Origin of the sequence: Paenibacillus sp. BK720 (assembly GCF_011761545.1) — a bacterium.
Classification (GTDB): Bacteria; Bacillota; Bacilli; order Paenibacillales; family Paenibacillaceae; genus Pristimantibacillus.
Window position 1 is genome coordinate 23078 of the sequence record NZ_JAASRQ010000007.1, and the last position, 13011, is coordinate 36088.

Below are 13011 nucleotides of genomic sequence, written 5' to 3' on the forward strand. Positions count from 1 at the left end.
GGGAGGAGAATGCCGTGTCAACGATTAAAATCTTTCTTGTCGAGGATGATCCGGACTGGATCCGGGCCATGTCCGCTTATTTGAACAGCGAGCCGGATCTGGAAGTCGCAGGCTTCGCAACCTCATCGCGAGAAGCGCTCGAGAAAGCGCAGCAGCTGGACTTCGATGTTGTCCTGCTCGATATTCAGCTGACGGACTACCAGGAAGAAGGCATTCATACCGCTATCGAGCTTAACGATATTCATCCGGCAAGGATCATTATGCTGACGTCGATGAAGGACGAATCAATCATCATGCAGGCTTTTACAGCCGGTGCGGTCAACTACGTGGAGAAGACCAATTACAAGGAGCTTCCCCATGTGATACGGAATGCGTATCAGCATCCCCGCGCGATGGACGCTTTGCTCAAGGATTACGCAAGGCTGAAGCGGGAGGAGCAGCTGAGGCAGCTGACGGCCGCCGAGCGGGAAGTGTTTGAACTGATCGAGCAGGGCTATACGCAGCCGCAGATGGAGAAGAAGCTGTACAAGACGGAGAGCACCTTGAAAAATCAGGTGAACAAAATGCTTAAAAAGCTGGGAGTAACAAGCCGCAAGGAAGCCGTTGAAAAGGTGCGGCGCAAAGGCTTGCTCCCGCCCAAATAATATTATCGCGGTGCAGGAGGATCTCCTGCACCGCTTTTTTGATGGAGAAGCGTCAGCATACGTTCAGTCGGCCTATTTATGCCGGAGGGTTCTACAAAAGTTAGAACTGCCGGCTTTCAGCCTCCCGTCCTAGAATGTAGGGGAAGGGAGCTGGAATTCATGAAACGAAAACCGATATACGTGGAACTGATCATTCATGCCGACATGGAAAGCCTATGGACTTATACCCAAACCGCCGAGCTGCACGAGCAGTGGGATCTGCGGTTTTCGAGCATCAACTACCTGCCCCGCAAGTCGGAGAGGAACACGCAAGACTTTCTTTATGAGACGCGAATTGGATTCGGGCTTAGGATCAGCGGGACTGGCCGCGCGAAATCATCGGTACGCGAAGGAACGGGGGTCAGGCTGTCTACGCTGGCCTTTGGCTCGGAGCAGCCGTTCTCTTTAATCCGACATGGAGCGGGGTATTGGCAGTACCGCCCGAATGCGGACTCGATTACCTTCCTTACGAAATACGATTATGCCACCCGGTTCGGCCGGCTGGGTCATTGGTTCGACCGCCTTTTGTTCCGGCCTTTATTCGGCTGGGCTACCGCTCTTAGCTTTGATGTATTGCGGTTGTGGCTGGAGAAGCAAATCCCGCCGGCCGTCAGCCTGCAGCGGACGCTGATTCACTATTTGAGCACGGGGCTGCTAAGCCTGCTATGGTTTTATGAAGGCCTTGTTCCGAAGTGGATGTTTCCGGAAGCAGGAGAGCTAGGCATAATGAAAAGCATGCATATGTTCCCGGGAATGGAGCTGCAAGCTCTGAAATGGCTTGGGGCCGCGGAGATTTTGTTAGGTTTTCTGATGCTGCTTTATCACCGTTCAAAGTGGATTTACCGGCTGCAGGTTGTCGGTTTATCAGCTCTTGCAGGAGGCGCTTTGATTTGTACGCCATCGCTCCTGGCTCAGCCGTTTAATCCTTTTGTATTAAGCGCGGCCATGATAGGCTTCTGCTTGACTGGGATATGGACATCCCGGGACTTGCCTGATGCCGCCAATTGCATCCGCAAGAAAGGGGAGATGCGGCAATGACCGGATCCATCTATGAACAAGCATTGGGTGCGCGATTCAATAATCTCCATCCGCGCATTCAGGAGCGGTTTGGTTTCAGCAGCAAGGATCGGGTCGCTTCGATCGGCCAAGGGGTCATGGACCGGATCTGGTTCAACAAGTGGGCAGCTATACCGCTTGCATTGGGAGCTTCTCGTCACATTATGTTTCCCCAGGGAGGAAGCGGCATCCCGTTCACGATAGAAAATTACGCGTATCGGGACGGGTTTGGCCGTGAGACGGTAACCTGGATCCGCAAATTTCAGTTCAAGCGGGCCATCCGGCATTTTGACGCAACGATGATTTACAGTGCCGATAGAAACAGAGTCGTGGACTATCTGGGGAACAAGCAGCATTTGGCAGTAGATCTGGACATCACGGCTGCAAGCAACGGGGGGATCAGAATCCGTTCGGGGGATCAGAGGTTCTACGAAGGACCCATTCAATTTACCTGTCCAGCGCTTCTCACCGGTACGGCCGATGTAACCGAATGGTATGACGATGACCGGGAAAAGTTCCGGATTAGCGTGATCGTCAGCAGCCCGGTATTGGGAACGGTTTTTCATTATGAAGGGAGCTTCGAGGCGGAATTGATCCCTTTGCGGCATATTCCGGCCGATGCGAAGCCGCTAAGGGAAGAAGCGAGAGAGTAATGTCAAATATTAGCTTCGCGCGAAACGACAAAATTTTCTAAACAAAGGAAGGAAAAAATGACTATATGTCGAATGAAATAAGGATTAAAGCTTCATGTATTCATGAGAAATAGAGGTTGAAGCATGCATAATTCGGTATTTTTCAAGAGCGTCATTAACTCAAACTCCATATTTGATTCAATGGGGCTTCTTGGTCATTTTTTAAATGAGACGATCGGCTGCGAGCAAATTTGTTTATTTCTAATGGAAGATTCTCAGCGTCAGGAGCCGGCAGCGTATTCGTACAACATGCTGCAGGTGGATACCGGCCAGCTGCAGCAGCTTGCTGTAAAGGCTGAATTTTTCGAGCGTATTCCGGATGGAAGACCGCTGCGGCTAGATGATACGATAGACGGAATCTCCCTTGCGGAGACGTCTTTCCACACGATATATCCCTTCCATATTAAACGCAACGCAACGTATGGCACACTCCTGCTCTGTTTTCAATCTCAGCGATCATTAACACCCGAAGAGCTTCAAATTTGCCGAATGAACAAACTGCATATGGACCAGCTCATCGACAAGATCTATTTCCGCAAGCAATTTCTGAAGGAACAGTCTTACGAGAGCCTGTTTAATACGCTGCGGATGAAGGACAGCTTCACGGTGGACCATTGCTATAATGTCGCCTTTTATTCCTCATTGCTTGGAGAAAAGCTTGGCCTATGTCCGTCCGAGCTGGAGCAGCTGAAGCTGGCCGCTCTGCTGCACGATATTGGAAAGCTGGCTATTCCGGATCATATTCTGATGAAGCCCGGCAGGCTAACCGATGACGAGTTTGACGTTATCCGCCAGCATCCGGCTATCGGCTACCAGCTTCTGAAGGACCTGCCGGAAGTGAAGGACATTCTGCCTATTGTCAGGTGGCATCATGAGCGTATTGACGGAGGAGGTTACCCGGATGGCTTAAAAGGGGATGAAATCCCGCTGCTTGTCCGGATCGTCAGCCTGGCGGATGCTTTCGACGCAATGACTTCAACCCGGGTTTACCGAAGCACCCTTCATGTCGAGGAAGTCCGAAAGCAGTTAATTACGAACGTGAATACGCAGTTTGACGAACAGCTCGTTATGCTGTTCCTTGAGATCATCGACGAGCAAATGACGATGAGAACCATATCTACAGGTGAATGAAATCGGAAAGAGAGTTGGAGTATGTCATTGCGTGAAAAGATACTCATCGTAGACGATGAACCGCATAATGTACAGATTCTTCGTATATTTTTGAACGCCTTAAATTACAGCATACATACGGCGGAGTGCGGCTCTGAGGCATTACGGATGTACGATGAGATTCGTCCGGATCTCGTCCTGCTGGACGTAATGATGCCTGACATGTCGGGCTTTGACGTCTGCAAGCAGTGGATGAGCCGGAAAGAATTTGATACGCCCGTTATCTTCTTGTCTGCCAACGTGCAGAAGAAGGATATCCTGCAAGGCCTGCAGCTTGGCGCGTTTGACTATTTGACCAAGCCTTACGACCTTGATCTGCTCGAAATGAAAGTGAGCTATGCCCTGGGACAAAAGCAGAAGCTGGAGCGCTTGATGAGCGACAAAGAAAAGCTGTCCGAGAGAGCGAATACGGACGCTTTAACCGGACTGTACAACCGGATGTATTTAAATGAGGTACTGTTGGAGTCGTCGGTTAGCCTGGCCGATTACGGCGCGATGCTGATGATCGATATGGACAATTTCAAATACATCAACGATACGTTTGGCCATCTCGTGGGGGATCAAGTCCTGAAAGCGATTGCCTCCATTATTCAGAAGGCTATCTCGCCGGAGAAGGATCTTGCCTTCCGCTTTGGCGGGGACGAGTTTCTCGTATTGCTGCAGCAGGAACAGGAAGCAATGGAGACCGCGCAGGAGATTATCCGGACGGTAAACGAACTTGCAATCGGCTCGCTCGTGGAACAGAGCGCGAAAGCTTCAGTCAGCATCGGAATTACGAAGAGCTCTGACCATTATTCCTTTGAACAAATCATCGGCTTTGCCGACCGGGCCTTGCTGCGGTCCAAACAAAGCGGCAAAAATCAGATCACGATCTATTAAACGGATGGATAGGTGAAAATTTATGATGGAATTAAAGAGCTTTAAGAAATTATTTCTGATGACGAAAGTGATTAATTCGCAATTTGAGCTGTCCGATATTTTGCAGGTCTTCGTTGACGCCATCGCAAGCGAAATTACGCAGGCGGATCTGGTCGGATTTTTCCTCAAGCAGCCTGACGGCACTTTCATCGGGTACAAGGGAAACAAGATGTCGATCGATATTACGGAGCTTCTGATTGATCCTCAGAAGGACCGCTTTGTCTGCGATATTCTGGAGAGAAGAGCAAGCGACTACATCGACGATACCAACCTTGATCCTCGGATTGACGATGATAAGAAGCTGCTGATGAAAATCAAGTCCATATTGGGGATTCCCGTCATTGTGAATGATTCGGTATTCGGCGTTGTCTTCGTCCATGATTTCGGGAAGCCGATGAATCTGACCCGCGAACAAATCGAAGTGACGGAAGCGTTCGTCAACATGGTCAGCGTCGCCATTCACAATATCCAGATGTTCGAAAACACGAAAAATCTCGTGGACAAGCAGCAGCTGCTGCTGGATGCGACGAAAGCATTGTCCAAGTCGCTCTCAGTGCGCGAAGTATTAAAGACCTGCTTCCATTATATGAAACGGGCAACGGGCTCGGATGAAGTGGGGATCCACTTGTATAACGAGAAGGAGCGTACGATCGAGCCGTATCATATTTCCTCGGTAAGCGTAACGGAGGAGGAATGGAAGAATAGGCACCGCGAAGATATCAAGCTGAGCATTGATAAGGACAAGCTGTTCTACGAGGTTGTTACGGAGAAAAAGGCGATAGCGATTTCGGATGTTTACAAGGATCCGCGTCCGGATCACCGGGCTTGCGAGATGTTCGGCATCAAAAGCCTGCTTCTTATCCCGCTTGTTGCAAAAGACCGCGTGTTTGGCGATGTCGTCATCCCAACCATGAACAAGTGCCGTGAATACGAGCCGGGCGAGATCGAATTCTGCCAGTCTATTGCGGATGTAACGGCGACTGCACTGGCGAACGCCATTCATACCGAGCATCTGGATTATTCGGTCAATGTTCGTTCAATGGAGCTGCAGCAGGCGAACTTCAAGCTTGAGGGCTTGGTGAAGGAGCTCGAGTATTTGAATGAGCTGAAGAGCGATTTTATCGCAACGCTATCCCATGAGCTTCGTACGCCTATCACGGCCGTCAAAGGTACCGTTGATATTTTGCGCAAGGAAGTGCTGGGCAAGCTGAACGACTCCCAGCTCGATCTGCTGGAGACGGCAGGCAAATCAATCGAGCGTCTGCTGAATCAGGTGAATGAGCTGCTTGATTTCGCCAAGATGGAGAACGGGAAATTCGAACTGACGTATTCGGAGTTCGATTTCGAAGAGTTGATCCGGGAAGCCACGCATATCGTAGATTCTCTGATCAATAAGAAGAAGCTGGAGCTTGCCGTTGAGATCCACGCGGGCGAGGATAGAACGATGCGGGCCGACCGCGAGCGGATTCTGCAAATTCTGCTCAATCTCTTGTCCAATTCCATCAAGTTTACCCCGCAAAGAGGCAAGATTACGATCAAGGCTTACATGGAAGACAACGGGATGACGATCGAAGTGATTGATACCGGCATAGGAATTCCGGTGGAGAAGCAGAAAAATATTTTCACGAAGTTTTACCAGGTGAACAATCAAATTAACGGCACAGGCCTTGGCCTTGCGATATCGAGGCAGCTGATTGAAATGCACGGGGGGATCATTTCGTTTGAATCGACGGAAGGGGAAGGCTCCGTATTCAAATTTACCGTTAAGAAATAAGAGAAAGAGTTAAGAAGGAGAATAAGATGAGAGCAATCGAAGCTGGATTAAGATTTTTGGTCAGTCAAGGGGTCAAGTACATTTTCGGAGTCCCGGCGGGCTCTATCAATGCTTTGTATGATTGCTTGCATGAACTTCCAGAATTAACATCCATTGTAGCCAAGCATGAGTCAAGTTCAGGGTATATGGCGGCAGCCTATACAAGAATTACGGGTATTCCAAGCGTTTGCGTGGGCTCGAGCGGTCCCGGCGCAACGAATCTGGTCACGCCTGCCGCAAATGCATGGCGCGAGAAGCTTCCGGTTATTTTCCTGACGGGCGCAATTCCAACTACGAAATTCGGCAAGGGCGGAGGACAGGAGCTGAATGCGGACCCGATCTTCGCCTCCGTCACCAAGCTGAGCAAGACCGTCACTAATCCCGAAGATCTGCCCCGCGTTCTGGCCGAAGCTTATAACACCGCAATCAGCGGAATTCCCGGACCGGTGCATATTACGATTCCGATCAACATGCAAATGACGGAGATTGGCGAGCCGGAAGCGTTGACGGCGGTTCAGACGCAGCCCGTCCAGCCGAGCGCGGATGAGATTGAAGCCGCGGCAGCAGCCATCAAGAAAGCGGGGCGCCGGGGCGCGTTAATGCTTGGACACGGCTCCAAGGAATTTAAAGACACGGTTCGGCGTTTCGCCGAGCTGACCGGCTGGCACGTTGCGACAACCCCTCGCGGCAAAGGCGCTTTCCCGGAAAATCATCCGCTTGCTCTTGGCGTATACGGGTTGGCGAGCAATGATTCGGCGGTCGATTACTTGCGCGGCGATAATCATGATCTGTTAATGATTGTTGGCTCCGCATTAGGCGAGTCGGCAACAAGCAGTTGGGACGAGCGGCTTGTCAGCGGCAAACAGATCATTCATATCGACCATGATAAACGGGAATTAGGCAAAAATTTCGATACCGATTACCCGGTGCACGGAGACATTGAGCTTGCGGTATGGCAACTGATCGACCGTCTGACCGCAGGCGTACAGGAAGAGCAGCTTGAGGAGATCTCGGCCGCCTACAGGGAAGCCGCTGCCGCATTGGAAGCAGCGGGTCCGGGGACGGAGGACTGGAATACGAGAGCCGCAATCCGCCAGCTTAATCTGCTTGCGCCAGAAAATGCCCGGTATTATGTAGATATCGGCGAATTTATGACCTACTCGATTCAAAATCTCGTGATCCGCGAGTCGCAAGAGTTCGATATCAACATTAACTTTGGCGGAATGGGATCGGGAATTAGCGGTGCCCTGGGCGCTCAGCTTGCGGAACCGGCCCGACCGGTTATCAGTATTACCGGGGACGGCTGCTTCTTCATGCATGGCATGGAAGTGCTGACGGCCAAGGAATACAATCTCCCGATTGTATTTGTCGTCATTAACAATGCCCGCCTTGGCATGGTGTATCACGGACATATGATGCAGTACAGACGCTGCCTGGAAGATTTCTCCCAGCAGCGCACAAGCATCGCGGATGTTGCCAAAGCGCTTGGCGTCCGGTACGCGCAAGCTGAATCCTTGGACGAGCTTCGGCCGGAGCTTGCGAAAGACTGGTTCGATCAATCCAAAGGACCTATCGTTATCGAGATTAACGTCGAAGGGAACGAAATCCCGCCGATGGGCGAACGCGTGAAGTTTTTGCAGGGCGCTACTTATTAATCGAAACCATACAGCTGCTTTCCGTTTAAATACGGAGGCAGCTTTTTTTCGTCCGGCCGATAAATCGCATAAAAAGGGAAATGCCGTGAGACGTTAAGGGCAAGGGAAGGGAGGCGTTCAGCAATGCGAAGGAAAGAAATACCGTCCTTTTATTTCTATGTGCTGCATGGCTTGCTTGTTGCCGTAGTTCTTATCCTTATCTTGTCTTTAGCGGAGCAGCCGGCTGTGTCGGCCGGCCAGCGGATTGCGAAGCACGCGGCTATTATTGCCCACCGCGGTGCATCCGGTTATGCACCCGAGCATACCCTTGCCGCTTTTCGCAGCGCTATTGAAGCGGGAGCGGACTATATCGAGATTGATCTTCAGCTTACGAAGGACGGTCAGATCATTGCGATGCATGATAATACGGTTAACCGTACCACTGACGCAAAAGGCAAGGTGAGGGCCATGACCCTTGATGCCATTAAGCAGCTGGATGCCGGCTCCTGGTTTAACCGGCATCATCCGATGTATGCAAGAGAAGAGTTCGCGAGGCAGCAAGTGCCTTCTCTATCCGAGATATTCGCCGCATTCGGCCGAGAAACCCATTATATTCTGGAGATTAAAGACTCGCCTTACAATCCGGGAATTGAAGAAAAGCTGCTAGAGACCATCCGCCAATACGGGCTTGAGGATCAAGTCATCATCCAGTCGTTTGACGTCAAGAGCTTAAAGAAAATTCACCGGATGAACGACAGGATCGAATTACTGCAGCTGATGTGGTATAACACGCCGGCTCGGATCAGCAGCGTTTCCTTAAATAAAATCAAAAAATATGCTACGGGGATCAGCCCTAATTTTCCGAAAATCAATGCTGCTTATGTTCATAAAGTTCAAAAATCGGGTCTTCGCATTTACCCGTATACGGTAAATTATCAATTAAACATGGACCGGGCATTGAGCTGGGGAGTTGACGGCATATACACGGATTACCCGGATCGGTTCCGCGAAGTGCTGCGGCAGAACAGCAGTTATGTTTATCTGCTTCGCCATACTCTTTCCCAGTGGCTCAATAACTGACCAGGCTACCGTCCGCTGCGCAGCTTTAACGTACGCCGGATCAGCATGGGTAAGGTCATGCTTCCGGCTGTCGCTGCGATAAACGAATGAAAAGGAATGATTAGGGCGTAGTATGCAGCTGTACTGATAACGATATCGATCAGAATGAACTTTCTAACCTCCGCTATTGGAATAACCACGATAACAATCGGTTGTTTATTTCCCATTTCCGCTTCCTCCAGCTCCCATAATCTCTATTTCCCATCCTATTGCGCATTATATTTGTCCCATTCGGTTTACCTGTTACATATTGGCATTCGTTCCAGGGCACATTGTAAATACCGAATAGTTTAAGAATGGGGGGCAGGGTCAAGATGAGTGAGGCTGCAGCATTATGGCGGACTTCCAAAAACCGTAAATTATTGTTAAGCGCCGGATTCAGCTGGCTGTTCGACGCCATGGACGTTGGCCTTGTCTCGTTTATCGCAGCGGCTTTAAGCGTCGATTGGCACCTAAATGCCGAGCAGATTGGTCTGCTTGCCGCGATAAACTCAACCGGAATGGCGTTTGGCGCTGCGGTATCCGGGTCGCTTGCCGACCGCTACGGCCGGAAAACCGTTCTGCTTTGGACTTTGCTTTTATTTTCCGCAGCCAGCGGATTGTCAGCCCTAGCACCTAATTTAGCTGTTCTGGCTATTCTGCGTTTTGTGGCGGGATTCGGTTTAGGCGGGGAGCTTCCGGTTGCATCAACGTTAGTATCCGAATCGGTGCCTGTTGAAGTGAGGGGCAGAGCGATTGTTCTGCTCGAGAGCTTCTGGGCAGGAGGCTGGATACTTGCCGCTCTTATTTCCTACTTCTTTATTCCGCATTTCGGATGGAGAATGGCACTTGTTATCGGAGCTATACCCGCGGTTTATGCGTTGTTCCTCAGACGGGCAATCGAAGATTCCCCGCGCTTTAAGGAGCAGGCCGACAGGAGAAGGCTTCGTTTTGGCGAGCGCATGTCCTCCCTATGGTCCGGTCCTTACCGGCGGGCAACCGTAACGTTGTGGATATTATGGTTCACCGTCGTCTTTTCTTATTACGGGATGTTCCTATGGCTTCCAACCGTAATGGTATTGAAAGGCTTTACGCTCGTGAAGAGCTTTCAATACGTGCTTATCATTACATTAGCGCAATTACCGGGATATTTTACGGCTGCTTATTTGATTGAACGGGTAGGCAGAAAAGCGGTACTCGGCATTTATTTGCTTATGACGGCCGTATGCGCCCTATGGTTCGGTAATGCCAGTACAGCCGGGATGCTTCTTGCAGCGGGCATTTTCCTGTCCTTTTTCAATCTGGGGGCTTGGGGGGCTATGTATGCTTATACGCCGGAGCTTTATCCTACAAGCGTTCGTTCGACTGGAGTAGGCTTTGCTGCGGCTTTCGGGAGAATCGGAGGGATTATCGGACCGTATCTGGTGGGGTTGTTAATTGACAACGGCACAACGATTAATGCCGTGTTTATTGTTTTCTTTGTTGCGGTCGTCATTGGCGCGCTAACGGTAATGCTGTTTGGCCGGGAAACAAAGGGGTTGGATCCTGACCGCGCGTAACGCGGACCGAAGGCGGGAGGTATGATCAGATCAGATGCAGGAATCGTAAGGCCAAACGCGGCTGTCTTGTACGCGATCTTCCGCATTTGGCCATTCTTTGCGATGATTTTCGGGATTATCTATCCGATTCCTGGTCTGGACAAAAGGGCATATCAAGAAGTGCTTACCGGATTAATTGGCTGCAGCGATTTTTTTGAGCTTGTCCCATTCCTCGGCGTGGCTGCGCAATTGCTCCAGCAGTGCTTCCATTCGCCTGATCAGCTCCATTCTCTCCTCGGGATTCAGTTCCTGCAAGGATAAAGCCGCTTCATTGGGCAGCGGGGTGAAAGAGGGCAGGACAGCCAAGAGCTGATTCAGCTTCTTGTCCATGGCCTCGTAGGGACTGACCGGAGCAGGAATAGTCTCGACTGCAGTTGTTGTTGCTGTCTCGGTCTCGGTAGACTTCGGCTTTTCCGCCTTAGGCGCCTTTGGTTCGGCCGGCTTCGATTTCTCCGCCTTATTATGCTGCTGCACAGACCAGGTTTCCAGCAATCCGGGACCGGATTTGTAAAGCAGCTTGTCTTTTGTTGCGGCAGAAATGTCCTTGTCTTTGAACAGCTTGGCGATTTTCTTCACGTCCGAAGGCGGCATTTCGTCTCTTGCCATAATCAGAGCCAGCGGATCGCGATGCTCCATGGGCAAATCCTTGAGCGGCAGCAGCTGGTCCTCCGTGAGACGGTCCTTGCGGATTTCCGTGCCGCCAATGATAAGCTTCCGAACCGAGTTGCCGAATTTAAGCAGCTCGCATTTGTTCTTTATGTACGACTCCGGTTTGCCGAATTTGCTGGCCAGGAATTTAACGGATCGGCTGAACTTCGGATCGGTCATCAGCTTATTGAAAGCTTCTGCTTCCTCAATCGGAGAGAAGCCTTGACGCGTCAGGTTCTCCGCGATTTGCTCCAAATAGATCTCTTGTTCATCGGTCATGTTCGTCACGATGCAAGGGATCGTAGCAAGTCCAAGGCGTTTGCAGGCTTTATAACGGCGGTTGCCGTAAATAATTTTGTATCTTCCGCCATCAATCGTTCTTACTTTAATGGGGGAAAGAAGCCCGATTTCCTCAATATTACGCATCAGCTCGACCAAAGCTTCTTCGTCGAACTGGTAGCGGGGCTGGTCCGTATCTTCATCGATTTGGGTTAATGGGAGTTGTACAATATCCATCATTTATCTCCTATTCTATTGTTCTATCTTTCTATTATACCTTAAACATTGCTCCGGTTGCTTTTAAGCTTTACACTATTACTGTGGTAAGCCATTAATGTTGGTTGGAGGAGCGATAAGACATGAATGTATTGTTTATCGGCGGTACCGGCGTCATCAGCCAGGCCGTTTCCAAGCTTGCTGTTCAGAAAGGATTTAACCTCTTTTTATTCAACCGGGGTAACCGGGACGGATTTGTACCCGAAGGCGCGCAGATCATTACAGGAGATATCCGGGATCCCGAGTCCGCCGCGGCAGCGCTGGAAGATTATCAATTTGACGTCGTGGTAGATTGGATCGCCTTTACGCCGGAGCATGTTCAGACCGACATCGAATTGTTCCGGGGGCGTACGAAGCAGTATATCTTTATCAGCTCGGCCTCGGCTTATCAGAAGCCGCTGCAGCATTATATCATAACGGAGCATGCAACGCCGCTGGAAAATCCCTATTGGCAGTATTCGAGAGACAAAATCGCCTGCGAGCAGCTTTTAATGAAGGAACATGCCGCATCCGGCTTCCCGGTGACGATAGTCCGTCCTTCCTTCACGTACGGGGATACGATGATCCCGGCATCGTTGAACAGCTGGCCGCATCCTTATTCGCTTGTTGCGCGCATGCGCAAGGGCAAGCCGATTATTGTTCACGGCGACGGCACTTCCCTATGGACGATGACACATAATTCGGACTTTGCAAAAGGTTTCGTAGGGTTGCTTGGCGAGCGGACTGCGATTGGCGAGGCATACCATATTACATCGGATGAAGTACTGACGTGGAATCAGATTTACGAGGCCATTGGCGCCGCCGCCGGCGTTAAGCCGAACCTTGTACATATTTCGTCGGACTTCCTGATCGCCCATGACCCGGATTTGGAAGGCGGCCTGCTTGGCGACAAAGCGGTAAGCGCGGTATTTGACAACAGCAAGATCAAGAAGCTTGTACCGGCATTTGCGGCCACCGTGCCGTTTGCGGAAGGGATTAAACGGACCATTGATTGGTTTGAAGCTCATCCGGAGAAGTGTGCGGAGGATGAGGCCTGGAACGAGCAGATGGACCTCATCATTGCGGCGCATTCGTCGAATACGAACATAAATGGGTAGTTTGTTGCAAGAAAAAAAGAAGCGATGCAGGGATTCCCCCGTATCGCTT

12 protein-coding genes are annotated in these 13011 nt (G+C 50.6%); 10 read left to right on the forward strand and 2 right to left on the reverse strand.

What is annotated here, in order from left to right:
* The first annotated feature begins 14 nt into the window (after positions 1-14).
* The 8 genes from FHT67_RS24460 to FHT67_RS24495 all read left to right on the forward strand — a co-directional run bounded on the left by FHT67_RS24460 (position 15) and on the right by FHT67_RS24495 (position 9046).
* Positions 15-644, forward strand: a complete 630-nt coding sequence (locus tag FHT67_RS24460; protein WP_132309010.1) for a response regulator transcription factor — start codon at positions 15-17, stop codon at positions 642-644.
* A gap of 159 nt (positions 645-803) precedes the next feature.
* Entirely contained in the window at positions 804-1721 is a 918-nt protein-coding gene (locus tag FHT67_RS24465; protein WP_167201614.1) for a DoxX-like family protein, read from the forward strand.
* Positions 1718-2392 carry a DUF4166 domain-containing protein gene (locus FHT67_RS24470; protein WP_132309014.1) on the forward strand — a complete coding sequence of 225 codons (675 nt, stop codon included), beginning with the start codon at positions 1718-1720 and terminating at the stop codon, positions 2390-2392. Before FHT67_RS24465 ends, FHT67_RS24470 begins: the two co-directional genes overlap by 4 nt.
* Positions 2393-2635: 243 nt before the next feature.
* The gene (locus FHT67_RS24475; protein WP_208403530.1) at positions 2636-3562 is read left to right on the forward strand and encodes an HD-GYP domain-containing protein; all 927 of its coding nucleotides are present in this window, start codon (positions 2636-2638) and stop codon (positions 3560-3562) included.
* 21 nt (positions 3563-3583) lie between these two features.
* Positions 3584-4480: a GGDEF domain-containing response regulator gene (locus FHT67_RS24480; protein WP_167201616.1), complete on the forward strand. Its 897-nt coding sequence runs from the start codon at positions 3584-3586 to the stop codon at positions 4478-4480.
* A 22-nt stretch (positions 4481-4502) separates the two neighbouring features.
* Positions 4503-6293, forward strand: coding sequence for a GAF domain-containing sensor histidine kinase (locus FHT67_RS24485; RefSeq protein ID WP_132309019.1), 1791 nt, complete (start codon positions 4503-4505; stop codon positions 6291-6293).
* Between the two features lie 26 nt (positions 6294-6319).
* The gene (locus FHT67_RS24490) at positions 6320-7987 is read left to right on the forward strand and encodes a thiamine pyrophosphate-binding protein (protein ID WP_167201617.1); all 1668 of its coding nucleotides are present in this window, start codon (positions 6320-6322) and stop codon (positions 7985-7987) included.
* A gap of 123 nt (positions 7988-8110) precedes the next feature.
* Complete coding sequence (locus FHT67_RS24495) at positions 8111-9046, forward strand: glycerophosphodiester phosphodiesterase (RefSeq protein WP_132309023.1); 936 nt, start codon at positions 8111-8113, stop codon at positions 9044-9046.
* Between the two features lie 5 nt (positions 9047-9051).
* Here the strand turns inward: FHT67_RS24495 and FHT67_RS24500 are convergent, their stop codons facing one another.
* Positions 9052-9252: a hypothetical protein gene (locus tag FHT67_RS24500; protein ID WP_132309025.1), complete on the reverse strand. Its 201-nt coding sequence runs from the start codon at positions 9250-9252 to the stop codon at positions 9052-9054.
* A gap of 147 nt (positions 9253-9399) precedes the next feature.
* Between FHT67_RS24500 and FHT67_RS24505 the strand changes: the two genes are divergently transcribed.
* A complete protein-coding gene (locus tag FHT67_RS24505) occupies positions 9400-10623 on the forward strand; it encodes an MFS transporter (RefSeq protein ID WP_167201618.1) in 1224 nt (407 codons plus the stop codon).
* A 171-nt stretch (positions 10624-10794) separates the two neighbouring features.
* Here FHT67_RS24505 and FHT67_RS24510 read toward each other — a convergent pair whose 3' ends face one another.
* Positions 10795-11826 (reverse strand): ParB/RepB/Spo0J family partition protein, encoded by a 1032-nt coding sequence (locus FHT67_RS24510; protein WP_132309029.1) that lies wholly within the window; start codon positions 11824-11826, stop codon positions 10795-10797.
* 122 nt (positions 11827-11948) lie between these two features.
* Between FHT67_RS24510 and FHT67_RS24515 the strand changes: the two genes are divergently transcribed.
* On the forward strand, positions 11949-12962 hold the full coding sequence (locus FHT67_RS24515) for an SDR family oxidoreductase (RefSeq protein WP_167201619.1): 1014 nt from the start codon (positions 11949-11951) through the stop codon (positions 12960-12962).
* Positions 12963-13011: the final 49 nt, after the last annotated feature.